Genomic DNA, 21,412 nt, shown 5'->3' on the forward strand with positions numbered 1-21,412 from the left:
GAAGTTAGCGCGGGGCGGCGAGGATGACGACCGATCCGGCAAGCACGAGAGCCACGCCCGCCAGATCCCAGCTGTCGGGGCGCTGACCCTCCACCAGCCACAGCCACATCAGGCTCGCCGCGACATAGACCCCGCCATAGGCCGCATAGCTCCGCCCCGCGTGATCCGCGGGCGTCAGCGCCAGAAGCCAGCCGAAGGCAAAGAGCGCGGCAATCCCCGGCGCCAGCCACCACGCGGGCGCACCCATCCGCCACCATGCCCAAATCGCGAAGCAGCCCGCGATTTCCGCGATGGCGGCGGTCAGGTAGAGGATCGGCGCAGGCGCGGCAATCACGACGGATCGCGCCAGCGGTTGACGATCGGATAGCGGCGGTCCAGCCAGAAGGCGCGCTTCGTCAGCCGGGTTCCCGGCGCCGACTGGAAACGCTTGTATTCGGAGAGATAGACCAGACGCTCCACCTTGCGCACCGTTTCCGCGTCGAACCCGGCGGCGACGACTTCGGCGACGGAGCAATCCTCGTCCACCAGCATCTCCAGCATCCGGTCCAGCACCGGGTAGGGGGGCAGGCTGTCCTCGTCCTTCTGGTCGTCGCGGAGTTCGGCCGAGGGGGGTTTGTCGATGACGCGGGGCGGAATGACGATGCCCGGAGGCCCCATCATCCAGCCCCGGTGATGGGCGTTCCGCCAGCGGCAGGTTTCGAAAACGCGGGTCTTGTAGAGGTCTTTCAGCGGGTTGTAGCCGCCCGCCATGTCGCCGTAGATCGTGGCGTAGCCCACGGCCACCTCGGACTTGTTGCCCGTGGTCAGCAGCATCTCGCCGAACTTGTTCGACAGCGCCATGAGCAGCAGGCCGCGCATCCGGGACTGGATGTTCTCCTCCGTCAGATCGGGCTTCAGTCCCTCGAACAGCGGGCCGAGCGCCGTGCCCGCCGCTTCTACCGGGCCGGAGATCGGCACCTCGTCCAGACGGCAGCCGAGCGCATGGGCCACGCCCGCCGCATCCTCCAGCGAATGGGCGGAGGTATATCGCGAGGGCAGCATCACGCAGCGCACGTTCGCCGGGCCGATGGCATCGGCGGCGATGGCCGCGACCAGCGCGCTGTCCACCCCGCCCGACAGGCCCAGTAGCACCCGGCTGAAGCCCGACTTGCCAAGGTAGTCGCGCAGCGTCTCCACCATCACGCGGTAGTCGGCCTCCCAGTCGTCGGGAACGGGCACGACCTCTCCCGGCAGGGCGCGCCAGCCGTCCTCGCGCTGCACCAGATCGACATGGGCGATCGCTTCCTCTCCGAAGGGCATCTGAAGCGCGAGCTCCCCGCCCGGATTGAGCACGAAGGAGGCCCCGTCGAAGAACTGGTCGTCCTGCCCGCCCACCATGTTGAGATAGACGAGCGGCCGGCCGGTTTCGGCCACGCGGGAGGCCATGAGGCCGATGCGCGTCGCCTGCTTGCCCCGGTGATAGGGGGAGCCGTTGGGCACCACCATCACCTCCGCCCCCGCGCGGGAAAGGAGGCGCGCGACATCCTCGTGCCAGGCGTCCTCGCAGACCGGGGTGCCGAGGCGCAGCCCGTCCAGCACATAGCCCTCGCCCACATTGCCTTCGGCATAGAGGCGCATCTCGTCGAACACCTCCTCGTTCGGGCGGTGTTTCTTCAGCACATGCGCCATGCGCTCGCCGGAGAGCACGTGCCACGCGTTGTAGAGCCGTCCATCCTCCCGCCAGGGCGCGCCGATGCCGAGCGCGGGACCGTCGGCGCAGTCCCGGGCGAGCTGCTCCAGCACCCGCATCGCATGGTCGGTGAAGGCGGGTTTCAGCACCAGATCCTGCGGCTGGTAGCCGATGAGGAACATCTCCGGCAGCACGACAAGGTCCGCCCCCGCCGCCTTGCCCGCCTCCCAGGCGCGGCGAGCCTTCTCCGCATTGGCCTCGATCGCGCCGACCGTAGGGTTGAGCTGGGCGAGCGTCAGTCGGAATGCGGCGGCGGTCATGCGGTGTCCCCGATCGTTGGTCGTGCGCTGATGTTTCCAGTTAGCCGCTTGCGCGCCGGAGGGAAAGCGGGGAGGCGCTTCACCGGCCATTAGCCAACAGGGCGCGGTGGTCTTGTCGCGCGGTGACGGCTCCGCTACGGTCTGCCCGATCCGCCCCAGCCATCGCCAAGGGCAGAAATTCAGCGGACATCACCGGGAGGAACGGGCTTGGCTCCGAGAGGTATCGCAGCAACCGCAGGTGGCATTCTCATCGCGGCGCTGGTGGCGCTTCCCGCCGGATCGCAGCAGGCGGCGCCCCCGTCCGCCCCGCCGCCCGTGCCACCGCAGGGGGAGCAGGCCGCCCCCGCAGGCACGGGGCCGGTCATCACCAAGCAGTATGACGACGGCTCTCTCTATCAGGGCACGTTTCGCGCCGGTCGGCAGCACGGGCAGGGCAGCTACAAGTTGCCGAACGGCTATGAATATACCGGCGACTGGGTGGATGGAGAGATCCGTGGGCAAGGGCGCGCACGCTATCCGAACGGCTCGATCTACGAGGGGGCCTTTGCCGACGGGCGGCCGGAGGGGCAGGGCCGCATGGTGTTCGCCGACGGCAGCACCTATGAGGGCGCCTGGACGGCGGGCGAGATGACCGGGGAGGGTATCCTGCGCCATGCGGATGGCGCGGTCTATTCGGGACATTTCCTTGCCGGGCGGCCCGATGGCCGGGGGAGCATGCAGTCCGCCGACGGTACGCGCTACGACGGAGCGTGGAAGGAGGGCCGGCGGGAGGGCGACGGCCGTATCGACTACCCCGACGGTTCGATCTTCGAAGGGGCCTTCGTCGCGGACCGGCGGCAGGGGCAGGGCCGTCTGACGCTGCCCGACGGCATGGTCTATGACGGCGCGTGGTCGGAGGGGCGGATCGAGGGGCAGGGGCGGCTGCTGCAACCCTCCGGCGATGTGTATGAGGGCGCTTTCGTCAACGGTCAGCGGGAGGGCGAGGGCCGTGTGCTCTACGGCAATGGCGACCGGTACGAGGGCGGCTTCTCCGCCGACCGGCGCAATGGGCACGGCGCCTTCCGGCAGGCCGACGGATAAAGCTACGAGGGCGACTGGAAAGACGGCCGGAGAGAGGGGCAGGGCACGGCCCGCTATCCCGACGGTTCCATCTACGAAGGGGCCTTTGTCGCCGACCGCCCGGAAGGGCAGGGGCGTATCACCTATGCCGACGGCTCCACCTACGAGGGCGACTGGGCAGGCGGGAGCATCGCGGGCACCGGCAAGCTCACGCAGGCCAACGGGTTGGTCTATGAAGGCAGCTTTGTCAGCGGCAAGCCGGAGGGCAAGGGCCGCATGACCTATCCCGGTGGGCAGACCTATGAGGGCGACTGGATCGACGGCCAGCCGGAGGGGCAGGGCGCGGCGCGCTATCCCGACGGCTCGGCCTATGAGGGCACCTTCCACGCGGGCAAGCGGGAGGGCACCGGCACATTCACCCGGCCCGACGGCTTCCGCTATGAAGGGGCCTGGGCGGAGGGCGCGATGTCGGGGGAAGGCGTGGCCACCTATCCCTCCGGCGATGTCTATACCGGCAGTTTCCGCGACGGTCGCCGCAACGGACAGGGCGTGTTCCGCTATGCCTCCGGCCGCGAGGTGAGCGGTATGTGGACGGCAGGGGAGCTGAACCTGCCGGAGGCGGTGGCTCCCCCCGCAGAAAGTTCCGAACAGCCCGCGCAATAGCCGCGACAGGCAGGTCTCGCGGGCCGCTGTCCCTTTGGCGGAACGGCTTTCCGGTCCGGCAGCGTTACGCCTCGTCGCGGCGGCGCAGCAGCCGCATCCCCGCCAGCGCCCCCATCCCGCCGAGCGCGAGGGCAAGCCCGGCGGGCAGCGGGACGGGGGCGATGGTCAGGCTGTCGAGATCGACATGCCCGCAAGGCGCGTCACCGCATTCGATGGGTTGTCCATCGACGCTCTGGCCCCAGGGGCCGATGGCCGCGATGCGGAGCATGTCGATGCCCCGGAAATCCCCTCCAAAGGCAAAGCTGAACGCCCCGCCCGTCAGCCCCGTGGAAAAGCGGGTGTAGGCAACGGACAGCCCGTTTCGGAACCCTTCGACCGCGATATTGTCATAGGGCACCGGGCGCATGTCCCACTCCTCCGGCGTCACGACGTAGCTCGCCTGTGGGTAGCCGAAGACGCTCATGCCCAGCGCGTGGAACTGCCTACCGACGGCGACATCGACGCCGCCAGTCAGCGACGTGCCCGAATCGTCCAGATGGACCGCGCCCGGCAGCGAATACCAGACGACACCGTCGGAATTCGCATCGGCTGAGACGGTTGCCCCGCCCTCCTGCCAGACGAGCGGGGCGGGACCGCCCTGCCATCCCGGAATATCGTCGAAGGTCAGCGTCGTCGCAGCACAGGGCACGGCGAATGAACCGGCGAGAATGACGAGAGCAGCAATACGCATGGGGGCGCCTCCAAATGGCTTTTCGGGGGCGGATGCTGGAAAGATAGCAGAAAACCGCCGCTCTGGAACGGCGCCAACTGGAGAAAACTGCGCGGATGACGCGAAACTTTCGCTTTTCTTTCCCCGCTGGCCGGGTATAGTCCGCCGCATGAACGCGAACCGGCATATCCTTGTTTTCAGCGGCGCAGCCTGCGCCCTGCCGCCTCGCGGGCTCCTTCTCCTTAGCTGCCTCTGAGCGTGCCGTCAGGCGCGACCGCTCAGAGGTATCCGCGCGCCAGACACCCGACAGGCATCGCAAGACAGCAGGAGACATCCCATGACCGCCACCGCTTCCGCCGATCAGGCCCGCGTTCTGATTTTTGACACCACGCTGCGTGACGGGGAGCAATCCCCCGGCGCGACCATGACCCATGAGGAGAAGCTGGAGATCGCGGCGCTGCTCGACGAGATGGGCGTGGACGTGATCGAGGCGGGCTTCCCCATCGCCTCGGAAGGTGATTTCGCCGCAGTGAGCGAGATCGCGAAGAACGCGCGCAATTCGGTGATCTGCGGCCTCGCTCGCGCCAGTTTCACGGATATCGACCGGGCTTGGGAGGCGGTCAAGCATGCGCCCCGCGCCCGGATCCACACGTTCATCGGCACCTCGCCGCTCCACCGCGACATCACGCGGCTGACGCAGGACGAGATGATCGACAAGATCCACGCCACCGTCACCCGCGCCCGCAACCATTGCGAGGATGTGCAGTGGTCGCCCATGGACGCCACCCGGACGGAGCGGGATTACCTCTGCCGCGTGGTGGAGACCGCGATCAAGGCCGGTGCCACGACGATCAACATTCCCGACACCGTGGGCTACACCGCACCGCGCGAGAGCGCCGAGCTCATCCGCATGCTGCTGGAGCGTGTTCCGGGCGCGGACAGGGTGATCTTCGCCACCCATTGCCACAACGATCTGGGCATGGCGACGGCGAACTCCCTCGCTGCGGTGGAAGCCGGCGCGCGGCAGATCGAATGCACGATCAACGGGCTGGGCGAGCGCGCGGGCAACACCGCGCTGGAGGAGGTCGTGATGGCGCTCAAGGTGCGCAACGACATTATGCCCTATCGCACCGGCATCGACACGACGAAGATCATGAACCTGTCCCGCGTCGTCGCGCAGGTTTCCGGCTTCCCGGTGCAGTTCAACAAGGCGGTCGTCGGCAAGAACGCCTTCCTGCACGAATCGGGCATCCATCAGGATGGCGTGCTGAAGAACGTCGAGACGTTCGAGATCATGAAGCCCGAGGATATCGGCCTGACCGCGAACAACATCGCGATGGGCAAGCATTCGGGCCGGGCGGCGCTGCGCACCAAGCTGGCGGATCTGGGCTTCCAGACCTCCGACAACCAGTTGAACGACGTGTTCGTGCGCTTCAAGGCGCTGGCGGACCGCAAGAAGGAGATCTTCGACGAGGATCTGGTCGCGCTGGTGACGGAGACAGCGAACGAGGCTGCGGACGAGGCGATCCAGATCCGCCGCCTGCGCATCGTCTGCGGCACGGAGGGGCAATCGGCGGAGCTGACACTGGCCATCCGGGGCGAGGAGAAGTCGGTGGAGGCGACGGGCGACGGCCCGGTCGATGCGGCCTTCAACGCGGTCAAGGCGCTGTTCCCGCATCAGGCGCGGCTGAAGCTCTATCAGGTGAGCGCGATCACCGCGGGCACCGATGCGCAGGCCACCGTGAGTGTCCGGCTGGAGGAGGACGGCAAGATCGTCACCGGGCAGGCGGCGGATACCGATACGATGCTGGCCTCCGCCAAGGCCTATGTGAACGCGCTGAACAACTTGATCGTGCGTCGCCAGAAGACCAAGCCGGAAGAGGAGGTCCGCGCCGTCTCCTGACGAGCCGGACGAGCGGAAAAGGGGCGGTGCCGATCAACCGGCGCCGCCCCGCTTGCATCCTGCGGTGGAAACGGCAAGGTTCCGCCAACGCTGCAGGCGATCACGACGTGCGGAAACGCGCCTGTCGGCCCGAGCCGCCCCTTTCGCTCAAGTCATGTGGGCTCTATACGAAGGACTGGCCGCCGTGCGGGTAGACTCGCGGCCTTCATCTTCTAGGGTTGCACACGGAAAGTCTCAGGGCATGGGTATTGCGGGTCTGTTTTCGTCCGACATGGCGATTGACCTCGGGACGGCGAACACGCTCGTCTACGTCAAGGGCAGGGGGATCATCCTCAACGAACCATCGGTGGTGGCCTACCACGTCAAGGATGGCAAGAAGCAGGTTCTTGCCGTTGGCGAGGATGCAAAGCTGATGCTCGGCCGCACACCCGGTTCCATCGAGGCCATCCGCCCGATGCGCGAGGGCGTGATCGCCGATTTCGACGTCGCGGAGGAGATGATCAAGCATTTCATCCGCAAGGTTCACCGCAGGACGACCTTCACCAAGCCGAAGGTCATCGTCTGCGTGCCGCATGGCGCGACCCCGGTGGAGAAGCGGGCGATCCGGCAATCGGTGATTTCGGCGGGCGCGCGGCGCGCCGGCCTGATCGCGGAACCGATCGCGGCGGCGATCGGCGCGGGCATGCCGATCACCGACCCCACCGGTTCCATGGTCGTGGATATCGGCGGCGGCACCACCGAGGTGGCCGTGCTGTCGCTGGGCGATATCGTCTATGCGCGCTCCGTCCGGGTGGGCGGCGACCGGATGGACGAGGCGATCATCTCCTATCTCCGGCGCAACCATAACCTGCTGATCGGCGAGGCGACGGCAGAGCGGATCAAGACCTCCATCGGCACGGCCCGGATGCCTGACGACGGGCGCGGCGCCTCCATGCTGGTGCGCGGGCGCGACCTGCTGAATGGTGTGCCGAAGGAGACCGAGATCAATCAGGCGCATGTCGCGGAGGCGCTGGCCGAGCCGGTGCAGCAGATCTGCGACGCGGTGATGATCGCGCTGGAGGCGACCCCGCCCGACCTTGGCGCAGACATCGTGGACCGCGGCGTCATGCTCACCGGCGGCGGCGCGCTGCTTGGCGATCTGGACCTGAGCCTGCGGGAGCAGACGGGGCTTTCCATCTCCATCGCGGACCAGTCACTGAATTGTGTCGCGCTGGGGACGGGCAAGGCTCTGGAGTATGAGAAACAGCTTCGGCATGTGATCGACTACGATAGCTGAGGCCGGGGCCGGAGAGCCCGGCTCAACGACCGCGCCGGGGGACATCGGTGGCAAGAGACCGCAACGGCCATGTCGAATACATGCGCCCGATCAGGAGACTCCTGATCGGCACGGCATTTGTGCTGCTCATGGGGCTGTTCATGGTCTGGCGCATCGACAGCCCGCGGGTGGAGAGCTTCCGCGCCGCGCTGATCGACCGCGTGGTGCCGTCGCTCGACTGGGCCCTGGTCCCGGTGACCAAGACCGCGAACATGATCGACGACTTCCGCTCCTACGCGCGTATCTACGAGCAGAACCAGGAGCTCCGGCGCGAGCTTCAGCAGATGAAGGCGTGGAAGGAGGCTGCGCTGCAACTGGAGCAGAAGAACGCCAAGCTGCTCGGGCTCAACCAGGTGCGGCTCGACCCGAAGCTCACCCATGTGACGGGCGTGGTGCTGGCCGATTCCGGCTCGCCCTTCCGGCAGTCGGTGCTGCTGAACGTGGGCGCGCGCGACGGGATCATGGACGGCTGGGCGACGATGGACGGGCTGGGGCTTGTCGGGCGGATTTCCGGCGTGGGGCAGACCACATCCCGCGTGATCCTGCTCACCGATTCCAACAGCCGGATCCCGGTGACGATCCAGCCCTCCGGTCAACGCGCGATCCTGTCGGGCGACAACACCGCCTCTCCGCCGCTGGACTTCATCGAGGCGCCCGATCTGGTGCGGCCGGGCGACCGGGTGGTTTCGTCCGGGGATGGCGGGGTATTCCCCTCGGACCTGCTGGTCGGGCAGGTGGCGCAGGGGCCGGACCGGCGGCTCCGCGTGCGGCTTTCGGCGGATTACGAGCGGCTCGACTTCCTGCGCGTGCTGCGCAGCCATCTCGCGGAGCAGCTTTCCGATCCCGGCGGGCTCATCATCGTGCCCGATCAGCCCTTCGGGCCGCCGCCCCCGCCCCCGGATGCCCAAGGAGCACGAAGCGGGGGAACGCAGACGCAGGGGGCGCGGACGGATGGCTGATCCGCTGGCCCTTCAGCGGTGGATCTACAGGGCGATCTTCGTGGGCTTCGCGGCGCTGTTCTATGTCATCCGCATCCTGCCGCTGAGCACGCTGCCGCCGACACTCCCCGGGCCCGACCTGATGATCGCGCTGGCCTTCGCCTGGATCCTGCGCCGGCCGGACTTCGTGCCCGCGCCGCTCATCATCGCGGTGTTCCTACTGGAGGACCTGCTCTATCACCGCCCGCCGGGGCTGTGGGCGGCGATCGTTCTGCTGGGCACGGAATTCATCCGGGGGCGGGTTGCGCTTTTGCGGGGGCTGCCGTTTCCTGTGGAATGGGCGATGGTCGCGGCGGTGCTCGTGGCGATGACGCTGCTGGAGCGGCTGGTGCTCGCCGCCGCGCTGGTGCCGCAGGCCACGCTCGCCGCCGAGATGCTGCGCGTGCTGACAACGATGATCGCCTATCCCGTGGTCGTGCTCGCGACGCGGTTCGTCTTTGCCCTGCATGACCCCGAGCAGGACAGGTTGGGGAGACGCGCATGAAGCGCAATGACAAGGATGTGGAGGAAAGCAACCGCCGGATCACTCGCAGGGCGCTGGTCCTTGGCGGCTTGCAGGTCAGCGTTCTCGCGCTGCTTGCGGGGCGGATGCGCTATCTCCAGATCGACCAGGCCGACCAGTACCGGATGCTGGCGGAGGAGAACCGCGTCTCCATCCGGCTGATCCCGCCGACGCGGGGCCTCATCGCCGACCGCACCGGCACGATCATCGCGGGCAATGAGCAGAACTACCGTGTCGTCATCGTGCGGGAGGATGCGGGCGACGTGGGCGAGGTGCTGAACCGCCTGTCGCGCGTGATCCCCATGTCGGAGGACGAGATAGAGCGCACATTGCGCGAGATCCGCCGCCGGTCGGCCTTCGTGCCGATCACCGTCGCGGACCGGCTGTCGTGGAAGGAATTCTCCGAGGTCGCCGTGAACGGCCCGGCGCTTCCGGGCGTCACGCCGGAGGTGGGCCTGTCGCGCTTCTACCCGCTCCGGGGCGACTTCGCCCATGTAGCAGGTTACGTCGGCCCTGTGAGCGAGAACGATCTGGCCAATCTGGAAAGCCGCGATCCGGTCCTGCAGATACCGAAGTTCCAGATCGGCAAGAACGGCGTCGAGCAGCGCATGGAGGATGTGCTGCGCGGCACCGCCGGCTCCAAGCGGATCGAGGTGAACGCCGTCGGTCGCGTCATGCGGGAACTGAGCCGGCAGGAGGGAGACGCGGGCGGCAACGTGCAGCTCACCGTGGATCACCGGCTGCAACGCTACACGCTCGACCGGCTGGGAGAGGAAAGCGCCGCCGCCGTGGTGATGGACGTGCACAACGGCGATCTGCTGGCGCTGGTCTCTGCGCCGTCCTTCGACCCGAACCTGTTCGTGCGCGGGATCTCAGTGGCCGACTACCGCGCCCTGATGTCCAACGACCACCGCCCGCTGGCCAACAAGACGGTGCAGGGCACCTATCCCCCCGGTTCCACCTTCAAGATGGTGACCGCGCTTGCCGCGATGAAGGCGGGAATGCTCGACCCGTCCGACAGCGTCTATTGCCCGGGGTATCTGGCCTATGGCAGGCGCCGGTTCCACTGCTGGCGGCACGGGGGGCACGGGCGGTTGTCGCTGGTGGAGGCGCTGGCGCAATCCTGCGACGTGTTCTTCTACGAGATCGCGCAGCGCGTCGGGATCGACAAGATCAGCGAGATGTCGCGGCTTCTGGGGCTTGGCGTCCGCCACGACCTTCCGCTTTCCGCGGTGGCGGAAGGACTGGCGCCGACGCAGGCGTGGAAGCGGCAGGCACGCGGCGAAAGCTGGCTCGTGGGGGACACGATCAACGCCTCCATCGGGCAGGGGTTCAATCTCAGCTCCCCCCTCCAGCTCTGCGTGATGACGGCACGGATTGCCACGGGGCGGAACGTGCTGCCGCGGCTCATCAAGTCCATCGACGGAATTGAGCAGCCGGTGCCGGGGGGCGAGGAACTGGGCCTTTCTCCGGCACATCTCGCACAGGTGCGGCGGGGGATGGATCAGGTGATGAACGGCCGCACCGGCACGGCGCGGGGTGCCCGCATCGCCGATGAGGCCATGCTGATGGCGGGCAAGACCGGCACGGCGCAGGTTCGCAACATCTCGGCGGCGGAGCGGGCCTCCGGCGTGCTGGGCAACCACCAGCTTCCCTGGAACCGGCGCGATCATGCGCTTTTCGTGGCCTATGCCCCGGTCCATGCCCCGCGCATCGCGGTGAGCGTCGTCGTCGAGCATGGCGGAGGCGGCTCTGCCGTGGCCGCCCCCATCGCGCGGGACATGATCAAGTTCGCATTGGGTGGCGGTCTTGGCCCCACTGCCGTCGCCCCTCCCGCGGAAGGGGCGGATCCCGCGCCCACCCCTGTCGCGCCACCCCCCCGGACGACCCGCGCATGACCTATCTCGCGTCAAACCTGAAGCAGGTGCCGACGGGCCTGCGCAAATTCCTCCACATCAACTGGCCGCTCGTGGTGCTGATCAGCGCGATCTGCTCCATGGGCTTCCTGATGCTCTACTCCGTCGCGGGAGGGTCGCTGCACCCCTGGGCGGAGCCGCAGATGATGCGCTTCGGCCTTGGCATCGTCATCATGTTCCTTGTGGGTTTCGTGCCGATCTGGCTGTGGAGGAACCTGTCGGGCGCGGTCTATATGGCCGCCTTCCTGATGCTGGTCTATGTGGAGCTGTTCGGCCACACCGGGATGGGTGCGACCCGCTGGATCAACCTCGGCTTCATGATGGTACAGCCGTCGGAGATCATGAAGATCGCGATGATCATGCTGCTCGCCGCCTATTACGACTGGCTGGACGTGCGGAAGGTGTCGCGCCCGCTCTGGGTGCTGATCCCGCTGCTCATCATCGTGCTGCCGACGGTTCTGGTGCTGAAACAGCCCGACCTCGGAACTTCCACCATGCTGATTGCCGGGGGCGGTCTGCTGATGTTCGCGGCAGGGGTGAGCTGGATTTACTTTGCCGTGGTCATCGGCCTTGTGGTGGGCGCGGTGGCGCTGGTGCTCAACAGCCGCGGCACGCCCTGGCAGTTGCTGCATGACTACCAGTTCCGCCGCATCGACACGTTTCTCGACCCGTCGAACGACCCTCTGGGGGCGGGCTATCACATCACGCAGGCGAAGATCGCGCTCGGCTCCGGCGGCTGGGCCGGGCGGGGGTTCATGGAGGGCACGCAGAGCCGCCTGAACTTCCTGCCCGAGAAGCACACCGACTTCATCTTCACATCGCTGGCGGAGGAGCTGGGCTTTGTCGGGGGCATGTCGCTGCTCACGCTCTATGCGCTGCTGCTGTTCTTCACCATGTCGTCGGGCGTCACCAACAAGGACCGTTACGGCTCGCTGCTGACCATCGGGATCGCGGGGACGCTGTTCATCTACATCACCGTCAACATGTCGATGGTCATGGGCCTTGCGCCCGCGAAGGGGGCGCCGCTGCCCTTCGTGTCCTATGGCGGGACGGTGATGCTGGTTCTGCTCTGGGCCTATGGCCTGGTGCAGAGCGCGCATATCCACAAGCCGAGGTAACCCATGCCCCTGATCCTGTTTGCCGGCAGCCCTGACGAATGGGCCGCCTACCAACAGACGCTGCCCGCCGCGCTGAAAGAGGCGGGCGTCGAGGCGGAACTCACCGCCGAGATTCCCGCCGATCCGGGGCGCGTGGATTACATCGTGACCTCGCCCGCCGGGCGGATTTCGGATTACGCGCCATTCGTGAACTGCCGTCTTGTTCAGAACCTCTGGGCGGGGGTGGAGCGGATCACGGGCAATGCCACGCTCACGCAGCCGCTCGTACGGATGGTGGATCCCGCGCTGACGCAGGGGATGATCGAATACGTGACGGGCCATGTGCTCCGCCTGCATCTCAGGATGGACGACTGCCTGCAGGACGGGCGGTGGCGGCGGATCGTGCCGCCGCTCGCTGCGGAGCGGAAGGTGGCGATCCTCGGGATGGGGGAGCTGGGGCAGGCGGTCGCCGGGGCGCTGGGCGCGCTTGGCTTCCGGCCCCTGGGTTGGAGCAGGCGCCCCCATGATGTGCCGGGGGTGGAGATGCATTCCGGTGCGGAGGGGCTGGCCCATGTGCTCTCGCAGGCGGAGATCCTCGTCACGCTGCTGCCGCTCACGCCGGAGACGGACGGGCTTCTGAATGCCACGCGTCTTGCGTTGCTGCCGAAGGGGGCCAGCATCATCAATCCCGGGCGTGGCCGCCTCATCATGGACGAGGCGCTTCTCGACGCCTTGGATTCAGGTCATCTTGGCCGGGCAGTGCTGGATGTCTTCCGGGAGGAGCCGCTGCCGCCGGCGCATCCGTTCTGGGCGCACCCGAAAGTCCTTGTCACCCCGCATATAGCCGCGGCCACACGCCCTGCGACCGCGGCCCGCGTGGCGGCGGAGAATATCCGGCGGGGAGAGGCGGGGGAACCTCTCCTTCACCTCGTGGACAGGCGCGCGGGTTACTGACCGTGCTCAGTTCTTTCCGCGGAACCGGTCGGTGAAGCGCTGCCAGCCGCGGCTCACGCTGTCCCGTGCCTCATCCAGATTGGCGTCCGCCCGGTCGATCGCATCATCGAAGCGGCTCATAGCCGGTTCGATGGTCCTTTGCCGAAACCGCCGCCAGAGAACCACGATCCAGACCACCAGCAGGAACAGGATCGTCAGGATGATGATCGACGCCCATGGGATGACCCGTGCATCCGGCCCGGAGACCTGCCGGATCGCCATGGCGTTGGGGAAGATCGAGAAGAACTCGTTCCGCCAGCCATAACGGGTGACCGACACCCACTTCGGATCGTTGGCACTGGAGATCAGGTCCTGCGCGCGGGCCTGAAGGTTGGCGCTGTCCATCTTGAAATAGGGCGGCCAGCCCCAGCCGGTATCCTCGTTGCGATAGACGATGGCACGCCCGTTCGGCTTGATGGCCTGAATGAAGCGCACGTCCCGTGTGCCCTGGGCCGTTTCCCCCGCAGGGGGGCTGGCCCAGAAGAACGAATTGTCGCCGAAATCCACGCGCCGGTTCTCCGTACCCACGATTCGCACGGTGTCATGGCGGGGGAGCGTGTAGTGCAGGAAGGAGCCGATGAGCCCCACAATGACGATGATGAGCGTCCACTTGATGTAGCGCAAGGCGGTCCCTCCGGCTCAGTTCACATTCACCAAGTAGATCAGAAAAGCGATAACCGCGAGTGGCAGCGCGTAAATTGCGAGCAATCGCCGCGCCCGGGCGGAACTGTCGTAAAGCCGCATCCCGCGCCGCACGAATTCCCGCCGCGCCGGTTTGGGCGCCGACAGGATCTGCCAGCGTTCTTCCAGCCGCTGCCGATGAAGCGAACGGAGATAGAAAACCACCGAAAAATAAAGCGCCGTGCCGATCAGAAAGGACCACACGGCGACGCGGAGCAGGATCAGAAGCGTTGCCATGACGGGCACGATATCACGCATCCGACAACCGCCAATGCCCCGATTGCGCGGCGGTTTTTCCCGGACTACCGTGGCGGGATGACCAGCCATGACACACCCAGCCCCCCGCTCTCCGATCGTCTGCTTTCCGCCGTCGCGGCGCGGGAAGGGGAGCTGATCGCACTTACGCAAGAACTGATCCGTATCCCCACGCTCAACCCGCCGGGTCGGAATTACCGCGACATCTGTACGTTTCTGGCCGACCGGCTGGCCGTGCGCGGCTTCAGGGTGGAGCTTCTGCGGGCGGAGGGGACGCCGGGGGACAGCGATGCCTTCCCGCGCTGGAACATGGTGGCCCGGCGCGAGGGCGCACGCAAAGGCGATTGCGTGCATTTCAACTCCCATCATGACGTGGTGGAGGTCGGCCACGGCTGGACGCGCGATCCTTTCGGGGGCGAGCTGGACGGGCGGCGCATCTATGGCCGCGGGGCCTGCGACATGAAGGGGGGGCTGGCGGCCTCCGTCATCGCGGCCGAGGCTTTTGTCGATACCTGTCCCGACTTTGCCGGAGCGGTGGAAATCTCTGCCACGGCGGATGAGGAGACCGGGGGTTACGGCGGCGTCGCCTGGCTGGCGGAGCGCGGCTATTTCAGCCCGGAGCGGGTGCAGCATGTCATCATCCCCGAGCCGTTGAACAAGGACCGGATCTGCCTTGGCCACCGGGGGGTCTGGTGGGCGGAGATCGAGACCAAGGGCCGGATTGCCCACGGCTCCATGCCGTTTCTGGGTGACAGCGCGATCCGGCACATGTCGGCGGTACTGGCGGAGATAGAGGCGCATCTCTACCCGCTCCTCGCCTCCAAGCGGACGGAGATGCCCGTGGTGCCGGAGGGCGCGCGGCAATCGACGATGAACATAAACTCTATCCATGGGGGTGAGGCGGAGCAGCCTCCGGGCTTCACCGGCCTGCCCGCGCCCTGTGTCGCGGATCGCTGCCGCATCATCATCGACCGTCGCTTTCTCATCGAAGAAGGTCTGGGCGAGGTGAAGGGGGAGGTCAGGGGCCTGCTCGACCGGCTGAAGGCCACGCGGCCCAACTTCGACTATGAGATCCGCGACCTGTTCGAAGTGCTGCCGTCGATGACGGACGAGGGCGCGCCGGTCGTGCGCAGCGTCGCCGCGGCGGTGGCGACCGTTCTGGGCACGCATCCCGAATTCGTCTGCTCTCCCGGCACATACGATCAGAAGCACATCGACCGAATCGGCCGGCTGAAGAACTGCATCGCCTATGGGCCGGGGATACTGGATCTGGCCCACCAGCCCGACGAATGGGTCGGGGTGGACGACATGCTGGACTCCGCACGGGTCATGGCGCTTACGCTGGGCGATCTGCTCCGCTGATCTCGCCGGATCGTGAGCGGCGCCCTCTGGCCGAGGGCGCTGTGGAACGGTAGGCGGTTATCCGCTTGATCGGCTGCGGTAACCCGTGTCTGATGCGCGCGAGAACGAGGTGAGGGAACGCGGCCATGATGAAACGCCTGAAACTCGCCGTCGCGGCGCTTGTCCTGTCTGCGGGAACGGCTCTGGCGGCGCAGGATACGCTGACCCTTGGCATGGCGCTGGAGCCGCCCAACCTGGATCCGACCGCCGGTGCGGCCGCCGCCATCGACGAGGTGACCTACGCCAACATCTTCGAAGGGCTGACCCGTTTCGCGCCGGATGGTTCCATCGTGCCGTCGCTGGCGGAAAAATGGGAAGTCTCCGACGACGGGAAGGTGTACACCTTTACACTCAACCACAACGTGAAGTTTCATGACGGGACGGATTTCAACGCCGCGGATGTGGTGTTCAGCCTCGACAGAGCGAGGGGGCCGGATTCGACCAACGCGCAGAAGCAGCTGTTCACGAATATCGACAAGGTGGAGGCGCCGGAGCCGTTTCTTGTCCGTATCACGCTGAAGTCCCCGGACGGCAACTTCCCCTTCAACCTCGCCTGGGGCGATGCCGTCATGGTGGGGGAGGAAACCGCGGCCACCAACGCCACGCATCCCGTGGGCACCGGTCCGTTCAAATTCGTCGAATGGGCGAAGGGCGACCATGTGACCATCGAACGCAACGTGGACTACTGGGGAACGCCCGCCAAGCTGTCATCCGCGACGTTCAAGTTCATCGCCGATCCGACCGCGGCCTTTGCCGCCGTGATGTCCGGCGATGTCGATGCCTTCCCGAACTTCCCCGCGCCCGAGACGCTGGTGCAGTTCGAAAGCGACCCCCGTTTCAAGGTGCTGGTTGGCACGACGGAGGGGGAGGTCATCCTTGGCCTCAACAATCGCAAGGCGCCGCTGGACGATATCCGCGTGCGGGAGGCGATTGCCCATGCCATCAACCGCCAGGAGCTGATCGACGGCGCGATGTTCGGCTACGGTGTTCCGATCGGCACGCATTTCGCCCCGCACAATCCCGACTATGTCGATCTCACCGGGCTTTCGGCCTATGACCCGGAGAAATCCCGGGCCCTGCTGAAGGAGGCCGGGGTGGAGGGGCTGCACCTCAGGCTCGCGCTGCCGCCGCCCGCCTATGCCCGCCGCTCGGGAGAGATCATCGCCGCCGAACTCCGCGCGGTGGGGATCGAGACGGAGATCACCAACGTCGAATGGGCGCAATGGCTGGAACAGGTGTTCAAGGGCAAGGATTTCGACATGACCATCGTCGCCCATGTCGAGCCGATGGACATCAACATCTATGCCCGCCCCGACTACTACTTCGGTTATGCCAAGCCGGAATTCGTGACGCTGATGGATACGCTCGCCGCAACCACCGGGCGGGAGGCGCGCTCTGCCCTTCTTAAAAAGGCAGAGACGATGATCGCGGAGGATTTCGTCAACGGCTTCCTGTTCCAGCTTCCCAAGGCAGGTGTCGCGAATGCGAAGATCCACGGCCTTTGGGAAAACTCGCCCACCCCCGCTAATGACCTGACGGCGGTCTATTGGGAGGAGTGATCCCGTGACGCGCCTTGTCATCCGGCGCGCTGAGATCGACGATGAGCCGTGGATCCGGGTTTGTGCGGAGCGGGCCTATGCGCGCTATGTGCCGTCGATCGGGCGAAAACCCGCGCCGATGACCGCCGATTTCGGCAGTCAGATCGCGGCAGGACAGGTGCATGTGGCGCTCGGGGAGCGCGGGCCGCTGGGCTTCATCGTCTTCTACCCGCAGTGGGACCACATGCTGCTGGAGAATGTGGCGGTCTCGCCGGAAGCTGCGGGGCAGGGAGTGGGCAGGGCGCTCATCGCCTTTTGCGAGGCGCAGGCGGCGGGGATGGCGGGGGTGCGCCTTTATACAAACGCGAAGATGGCCGAGAATCTGGCGATCTATCCCCGGCTCGGCTATGTCGAAACCGGGCGGCGGCAGGAGGATGGCTTCGACCGCGTGTATTTCGAGAAGCCCTTCCCGGCCTGATCCGCGGTGGCCAACCACTGGCCGAGCGGGTAGGGGTAGGTCCGGCCCGCTGATGGCTGCCCGTTTTTGCAGGTAGCCCCGTCTTTACAGGTAGTCCATGTCCGAAACCCCTTCCGCTCCGGTCACGCCGACCCATGTCGCCTGCATGAAATGGGGCACTGCCTATGGGCCGGAGTATGTGAACCGCCTGTATGCGGGCGTCCGCCGCAATGTCACGGGACCGCTCAGGTTCTTCTGCATGACGGATGATGCCATCGGGTTGGATGCGGCGATCGAGGTCCTGCCACTGGCGGAGGAGCCGTTTTTTCCCGCCATGTTCGCGGAGATGCGCAAGCACGGCTATCATGGCGCGCTCCGCAAGCTGTCGCTGTTTCGGGAAGGGGCTGTGCCGGGGTTGAGCGGGCCTTTGCTCATCCTGGACATCGACGTGGTGGTGACGGGGTCGCTCGACGATCTGATGACATGGGAGCCGGGCAAGGTCTGCATGCGGCGGGAATGGACCACGACCGGCTCGCGCGCCTCACGCGGGCATGGCTCGGTGCTCCGCATGGATCCGGCGATCCACCCCGCGCTTTACGAGGCCATGGCCCGCGACCCGGAGGGGGAGATCCGGCGCTATGTCGGGTCGGAGCAGAGCTATACGTCCGGCACGGCATGGGAAGCGGGCTATTTCGCGCCCTTCCCGGATCAATGGATCGTCAGCTTCAAGCGCGCCTGCCGCCCGCCGCGGCCGCTGAACCTGGTCCTTGAGCCGCGTCTGCCACGGGATGCGCGGATCGTCGCCTTCCACGGCCGCCCCAAGATCGAGGAGGCCATGCAGGGCTATACGGCGGGGGGGCTGGGCAAGCGCGTCCTGCCGACGCGCTGGCTCCGCAAGCACTGGCTGGGCGAGGGCTGAAGCTTAGCGCCCGACCTGCTCCCGTTCCGGGGGGCGGTCGAAATCCAGCACCGGGTTGATCGGCAGGATGCGATAGGGATTAATCGTGTCGTGGCTGTAGTGATAGTGGCGCACGATATGGTCGAAGCGCACCGTCTCCCGCACGCCCGGCACCTGATACAGCTCACGCGTGTAGGGCCAGAGGTTGGCATAATCCGCCAGCCGCCGACGGTTGCACTTGAAATGCAGGTGATAGACGAGGTCGAACCGGATGAGCGTGGTGAAGGCCCGCCAGTCCGTCTCCGTCGATTGCGATCCGGTCAGAAAGCGGCGGAGCGAAAGCAGCTCCTCCATCGCGTCCATCGTCTCGAAAACGCCCTTAACTGCCGGATCATAGGCCTGCTGGCTGGTGGCAAAACCGGCCTTGTAGACGCCGTTGTTGAGCCCGTCATAGATGACCGCGTTCAGATCGTCGATTTCGTTCCGCAGGGACGCCGGGCAGTAGTCTGTCGTATTGCCGGTGATCGCGTCGAAGGCGGAATTGAACATGCGGATGATTTCGGAGGATTCGTTGGAGACAATCGTCTCCCGCTGCTTGTCCCAGAGCACCGGCACCGTCACGCGCCCCGATACATCCGGTTTCGCCTTGGTGTAGATGTCGCGCAGGAAGGGAAGACCATAGAGCGTATCCCCGGTGGCGCCTGGAAAGTCGGTGGCGAAGGTCCAGCCGTCGTCCAGCATGTCGGGATGCACGACGGAAACGCCAATATGCTCCGTCAGGCCCTTCAGCGCGCGATAGATCAGCGCGCGGTGCGCCCAGGGGCAGGCATAGGACACATAAAGGTGGTAGCGCCCGCTTTCGGCAGGAAATCCGCCCTCTCCGCTTGGTCCGGGACTGCCGTCCGGTGTGATCCAGTTGCGGAAACCGGAGGTGGACCTTTTGAACGCGCCTCCCGTTGACTTGGTATCATACCAGCCCGGCTGCCATATGCCGTCAACAAGCTGTCCCATTCAGTGTCTCCCGTCGTGAAAACTTCATGGGACAGTAACTTGAAGCTCACGGGAAATGCTTCACATTATTTCATGTCTGTGGAGGGATGCTCATGGATCTGCTGCCAAGCGAACTTGCAAGAAACCTGCGGGACATGCCCACCCCGATGGAGCGGAGGGTCAAGAGCCGCCTCCGCGCCAAGGTGGCCGGACGCATCTATCCGGTATTGCACACGTGGGAAGGCGGATTTTCGATCGCGGCGGAGGGGGTTGTCCACCTGCGGGGCGCGGTCGATCTGTATGAGGGTCACAAGCTCGTTCGGCATTGCCTGATCGTGGCTTCCATCTCCGCAAGCGGGGAGCTGATCTGCGAGTACAAATTCTCCACCCTTGCCACGGAAGCCCCCCCTGCGGACTGGGCGCCCGATGAGATAGAGCCCTTGCACAGTGATGATCTGGTGCGGCTTCTGGCGTAATCAGGCGAGGCGGAGCAGACCGGCCCCAACGGCGATCATGCAAGCCGCAACAAGGCGTTGCGGGCCGATCCTCTCACGCAGGACGAGGGCTGCTATCGCGGTTCCGAACAGGATCGACGTCTCGCGGAGGGCTGCCACGACCGCCACCGGTGCAAGCGTCATTGCCCAGAGCGCCACGGCATAGGAGACGAGCGTCCCAAACCCCGCCAGCAGGCCCCAGTGCCATCCCTCTCTCACCTGACGCAAGAAGGAGGAGCGGCGACGCAGCAACGCCCAAGCGAGCATCGGTGCGGCGGTAAGGACGAATTCCCACATCGTATAGGCGACGGGTGCCCCTGAAAGCCGCGCCCCATAGCCATCCGAAAGCGTGTATCCCGCGATGACGAAGGCGTTCATCAGCGCATAGCGCAGCCCCGCCCGGTTGGTCGATCCGCCGGACCACAGCGCCATGCTGAGGATGCCGCCCGCGATCACGAGGATGCCGGACAGCGCGATTCCGCCCAGATGCTCCCCGAGCAGGACCATGCCGACGAGGGTCACGATGAGCGGCGCGGTGCCGCGCATGACGGGGTAGGTCTGGCTCATGTCGGCCACCGTATAGGCTCGCGCCACGAGGAAGTAATAGGCGACCTGCAATGTCACGGAGAGGGCCAGGAACGGCCAGCTTTCCCGCGCCGGAACGGCAAGGAACGGCATGACGGGCAGGGAAATGATCGCAGCCGCGGCGGCGACCATCACGGCCGTGAGTGTCTTGTCGCCCGAAGCCTTGACGATGGCGTTCCACGCCGCGTGCATCAACGCGGCGACAAGAACGAGGCCGAAGACTTCAGGGGGCATGGGTGCAGGGCTTGTAACGGTTCCGTAACGGCCCTAAGCCCGGCGCCCCCTGACTGTCAAGCGGCGGGCAGTCTTATTCCGCCACGGCCTTGTCCAGAACCGCCTTCATGTCGGCAAGGGACATGTTGGAGTGCTTCTCGCCATTGATGATGAAGGTCGGGGTGGAGTTGATGCCATCCGCCTGCGACCGCTCCGAATAGGCCTTCACCAGCGCCTCTGCCGTCGCCTGATCGTTCAGGCAGGCATTGACCTGCTCGTCGTTCAGCCCGCCCGCCCGCGCGATCCCGCGCAGGTTTTCGGCGACGACCGCGGGATCGTCCGACCCGGCCCAATCGCGCTGCTTGGCGAAATAGGTCTTGGAGAAGCCGTAATAGCGCATGTCTCCGCCGCAGCGCGCCACCATCGCGGCCCAGAGATCGTAGCGGTTGAAATAGACCTCGCGCTGGATGAACTTCACCTTGCCGGTGTCGATATACTCCTTCTTGATCTCCGGGAACACGTCGTTGGAGAAGGCCGCACAGTGCGGGCAGGTGAAGGAGGCGTATTCGATGATCGTCACCGGCGCATCTTCGTTGCCCATGACGATGTCGCGGGCGGGATCCGCCGCCGGGGCCGGGGCGGCGGTGTCGGCAGGCTGCGCACGGGCAGCGCCCGTATCGGGAAGCGCCGCCGCGCCGAACCAGAAGGCACCGGCGAGGGTTGCCATCGCAAGGGCGGAAAGGGTGGTCTTCATCG

22 protein-coding genes and 1 pseudogene are annotated in these 21,412 nt (G+C 66.2%); 15 read left to right on the forward strand and 8 right to left on the reverse strand.

The window, feature by feature from the left end:
• Positions 1-4: 4 nt before the first annotated feature.
• Together RT513_RS04280 and RT513_RS04285 are read right to left on the reverse strand one after the other, a co-directional pair.
• Positions 5-334, reverse strand: a complete 330-nt coding sequence (locus RT513_RS04280; RefSeq protein WP_088215123.1) for a YnfA family protein — start codon at positions 332-334, stop codon at positions 5-7.
• A complete protein-coding gene (locus tag RT513_RS04285; RefSeq protein ID WP_290688327.1) occupies positions 331-1,989 on the reverse strand; it encodes an NAD+ synthase in 1,659 nt (552 codons plus the stop codon). Before RT513_RS04285 ends, RT513_RS04280 begins: the two co-directional genes overlap by 4 nt.
• A gap of 207 nt (positions 1,990-2,196) precedes the next feature.
• Here RT513_RS04285 and RT513_RS04290 point away from each other — a divergent pair, with 207 nt between their 5' ends.
• The 3 genes and pseudogenes from RT513_RS04290 (at position 2,197) to RT513_RS04300 (ending at position 3,711) form a co-directional block, all read left to right on the forward strand.
• The gene (locus RT513_RS04290; RefSeq protein WP_290688325.1) at positions 2,197-3,069 is read left to right on the forward strand and encodes an MORN repeat-containing protein; all 873 of its coding nucleotides are present in this window, start codon (positions 2,197-2,199) and stop codon (positions 3,067-3,069) included.
• 33 nt (positions 3,070-3,102) lie between these two features.
• Positions 3,103-3,180: pseudogene (locus tag RT513_RS20795) on the forward strand (hypothetical protein); the annotation flags it as partial.
• A gap of 93 nt (positions 3,181-3,273) precedes the next feature.
• On the forward strand, positions 3,274-3,711 hold the full coding sequence (locus tag RT513_RS04300) for an MORN repeat-containing protein (protein ID WP_290688323.1): 438 nt from the start codon (positions 3,274-3,276) through the stop codon (positions 3,709-3,711).
• Between the two features lie 64 nt (positions 3,712-3,775).
• Here the strand turns inward: RT513_RS04300 and RT513_RS04305 are convergent, their stop codons facing one another.
• Positions 3,776-4,441, reverse strand: coding sequence for a VPLPA-CTERM sorting domain-containing protein (locus RT513_RS04305; protein ID WP_290688320.1), 666 nt, complete (start codon positions 4,439-4,441; stop codon positions 3,776-3,778).
• Between the two features lie 316 nt (positions 4,442-4,757).
• On the opposite strand from RT513_RS04305, the gene RT513_RS04310 reads away from it, so the two are divergent.
• The 7 genes from RT513_RS04310 to RT513_RS04340 all read left to right on the forward strand — a co-directional run bounded on the left by RT513_RS04310 (position 4,758) and on the right by RT513_RS04340 (position 13,105).
• Positions 4,758-6,323 carry a 2-isopropylmalate synthase gene (locus RT513_RS04310; RefSeq protein ID WP_088215126.1) on the forward strand — a complete coding sequence of 522 codons (1,566 nt, stop codon included), beginning with the start codon at positions 4,758-4,760 and terminating at the stop codon, positions 6,321-6,323.
• 241 nt (positions 6,324-6,564) lie between these two features.
• Positions 6,565-7,599, forward strand: coding sequence for a rod shape-determining protein (locus tag RT513_RS04315; protein WP_035713771.1), 1,035 nt, complete (start codon positions 6,565-6,567; stop codon positions 7,597-7,599).
• Between the two features lie 47 nt (positions 7,600-7,646).
• Complete coding sequence (mreC, locus tag RT513_RS04320) at positions 7,647-8,597, forward strand: rod shape-determining protein MreC (protein ID WP_290688315.1); 951 nt, start codon at positions 7,647-7,649, stop codon at positions 8,595-8,597.
• A complete protein-coding gene (locus RT513_RS04325) occupies positions 8,590-9,120 on the forward strand; it encodes a rod shape-determining protein MreD (RefSeq protein WP_290688309.1) in 531 nt (176 codons plus the stop codon). The genes mreC and RT513_RS04325 overlap by 8 nt, the downstream gene beginning before the upstream one ends.
• A complete protein-coding gene (gene mrdA / locus RT513_RS04330) occupies positions 9,117-11,036 on the forward strand; it encodes a penicillin-binding protein 2 (protein WP_290688307.1) in 1,920 nt (639 codons plus the stop codon). The genes RT513_RS04325 and mrdA overlap by 4 nt, the downstream gene beginning before the upstream one ends.
• A complete protein-coding gene (rodA, locus tag RT513_RS04335) occupies positions 11,033-12,172 on the forward strand; it encodes a rod shape-determining protein RodA (protein ID WP_088215130.1) in 1,140 nt (379 codons plus the stop codon). The genes mrdA and rodA overlap by 4 nt, the downstream gene beginning before the upstream one ends.
• Positions 12,173-12,175: 3 nt before the next feature.
• Positions 12,176-13,105 (forward strand): 2-hydroxyacid dehydrogenase, encoded by a 930-nt coding sequence (locus tag RT513_RS04340; protein WP_290688304.1) that lies wholly within the window; start codon positions 12,176-12,178, stop codon positions 13,103-13,105.
• A 6-nt stretch (positions 13,106-13,111) separates the two neighbouring features.
• On the opposite strand, the gene RT513_RS04345 is transcribed toward RT513_RS04340, so the two are convergent.
• Entirely contained in the window at positions 13,112-13,768 is a 657-nt protein-coding gene (locus RT513_RS04345; protein WP_290688302.1) for a DUF1523 family protein, read from the reverse strand.
• A gap of 15 nt (positions 13,769-13,783) precedes the next feature.
• Positions 13,784-14,083 (reverse strand): hypothetical protein, encoded by a 300-nt coding sequence (locus tag RT513_RS04350; protein WP_088215132.1) that lies wholly within the window; start codon positions 14,081-14,083, stop codon positions 13,784-13,786.
• Positions 14,084-14,140: 57 nt separating this feature from the next.
• On the opposite strand from RT513_RS04350, the gene RT513_RS04355 reads away from it, so the two are divergent.
• From RT513_RS04355 to RT513_RS04370, 4 genes are all read left to right on the forward strand, one after another.
• Entirely contained in the window at positions 14,141-15,442 is a 1,302-nt protein-coding gene (locus RT513_RS04355; RefSeq protein ID WP_088215133.1) for an acetylornithine deacetylase/succinyl-diaminopimelate desuccinylase family protein, read from the forward strand.
• A gap of 125 nt (positions 15,443-15,567) precedes the next feature.
• Entirely contained in the window at positions 15,568-17,040 is a 1,473-nt protein-coding gene (locus RT513_RS04360) for an ABC transporter substrate-binding protein (protein WP_218821923.1), read from the forward strand.
• Positions 17,041-17,044: 4 nt separating this feature from the next.
• Positions 17,045-17,497 (forward strand): GNAT family N-acetyltransferase, encoded by a 453-nt coding sequence (locus tag RT513_RS04365; RefSeq protein ID WP_290688299.1) that lies wholly within the window; start codon positions 17,045-17,047, stop codon positions 17,495-17,497.
• Between the two features lie 97 nt (positions 17,498-17,594).
• A complete protein-coding gene (locus RT513_RS04370) occupies positions 17,595-18,395 on the forward strand; it encodes a glycosyl transferase (protein ID WP_088215135.1) in 801 nt (266 codons plus the stop codon).
• Between the two features lie 3 nt (positions 18,396-18,398).
• On the opposite strand, the gene RT513_RS04375 is transcribed toward RT513_RS04370, so the two are convergent.
• Positions 18,399-19,385, reverse strand: coding sequence for a glutathione S-transferase family protein (locus tag RT513_RS04375; protein ID WP_290688297.1), 987 nt, complete (start codon positions 19,383-19,385; stop codon positions 18,399-18,401).
• Between the two features lie 92 nt (positions 19,386-19,477).
• On the opposite strand from RT513_RS04375, the gene RT513_RS04380 reads away from it, so the two are divergent.
• Complete coding sequence (locus tag RT513_RS04380) at positions 19,478-19,840, forward strand: hypothetical protein (protein ID WP_088215137.1); 363 nt, start codon at positions 19,478-19,480, stop codon at positions 19,838-19,840.
• On the opposite strand, the gene RT513_RS04385 is transcribed toward RT513_RS04380, so the two are convergent.
• Both RT513_RS04385 and RT513_RS04390 read right to left on the reverse strand, forming a co-directional pair.
• Positions 19,841-20,677 (reverse strand): EamA family transporter, encoded by an 837-nt coding sequence (locus RT513_RS04385; protein WP_290688294.1) that lies wholly within the window; start codon positions 20,675-20,677, stop codon positions 19,841-19,843.
• 73 nt (positions 20,678-20,750) lie between these two features.
• Positions 20,751-21,410, reverse strand: a complete 660-nt coding sequence (locus RT513_RS04390; RefSeq protein ID WP_290688288.1) for a DsbA family protein — start codon at positions 21,408-21,410, stop codon at positions 20,751-20,753.
• Positions 21,411-21,412 lie beyond the last annotated feature (2 nt).

Source organism: Haematobacter sp., from assembly GCF_032102465.1.
Classification (GTDB): domain Bacteria; phylum Pseudomonadota; class Alphaproteobacteria; order Rhodobacterales; family Rhodobacteraceae; genus Haematobacter.

Bases quoted from the DNA above. Each gene is read 5' to 3' on its own strand.
- RT513_RS04285 (WP_290688327.1), bottom strand. From the start codon at position 1,989: ATGACCGCCGCCGCATTCCGACTGACGCTCGCCCAGCTCAACCCTACG.
- RT513_RS04305 (WP_290688320.1), bottom strand. From the start codon at position 4,441: ATGCGTATTGCTGCTCTCGTCATTCTCGCCGGTTCATTCGCCGTGCCC.
- RT513_RS04310 (WP_088215126.1), top strand. From the start codon at position 4,758: ATGACCGCCACCGCTTCCGCCGATCAGGCCCGCGTTCTGATTTTTGAC.
- RT513_RS04315 (WP_035713771.1), top strand. From the start codon at position 6,565: ATGGGTATTGCGGGTCTGTTTTCGTCCGACATGGCGATTGACCTCGGG.
- RT513_RS04325 (WP_290688309.1), top strand. From the start codon at position 8,590: ATGGCTGATCCGCTGGCCCTTCAGCGGTGGATCTACAGGGCGATCTTC.
- mrdA (WP_290688307.1), top strand. From the start codon at position 9,117: ATGAAGCGCAATGACAAGGATGTGGAGGAAAGCAACCGCCGGATCACT.
- rodA (WP_088215130.1), top strand. From the start codon at position 11,033: ATGACCTATCTCGCGTCAAACCTGAAGCAGGTGCCGACGGGCCTGCGC.
- RT513_RS04340 (WP_290688304.1), top strand. From the start codon at position 12,176: ATGCCCCTGATCCTGTTTGCCGGCAGCCCTGACGAATGGGCCGCCTAC.
- RT513_RS04350 (WP_088215132.1), bottom strand. From the start codon at position 14,083: ATGCGTGATATCGTGCCCGTCATGGCAACGCTTCTGATCCTGCTCCGC.
- RT513_RS04355 (WP_088215133.1), top strand. From the start codon at position 14,141: ATGACCAGCCATGACACACCCAGCCCCCCGCTCTCCGATCGTCTGCTT.
- RT513_RS04360 (WP_218821923.1), top strand. From the start codon at position 15,568: ATGATGAAACGCCTGAAACTCGCCGTCGCGGCGCTTGTCCTGTCTGCG.
- RT513_RS04370 (WP_088215135.1), top strand. From the start codon at position 17,595: ATGTCCGAAACCCCTTCCGCTCCGGTCACGCCGACCCATGTCGCCTGC.
- RT513_RS04375 (WP_290688297.1), bottom strand. From the start codon at position 19,385: ATGGGACAGCTTGTTGACGGCATATGGCAGCCGGGCTGGTATGATACC.
- RT513_RS04380 (WP_088215137.1), top strand. From the start codon at position 19,478: ATGGATCTGCTGCCAAGCGAACTTGCAAGAAACCTGCGGGACATGCCC.
- RT513_RS04385 (WP_290688294.1), bottom strand. From the start codon at position 20,677: ATGCCCCCTGAAGTCTTCGGCCTCGTTCTTGTCGCCGCGTTGATGCAC.
- RT513_RS04390 (WP_290688288.1), bottom strand. From the start codon at position 21,410: ATGAAGACCACCCTTTCCGCCCTTGCGATGGCAACCCTCGCCGGTGCC.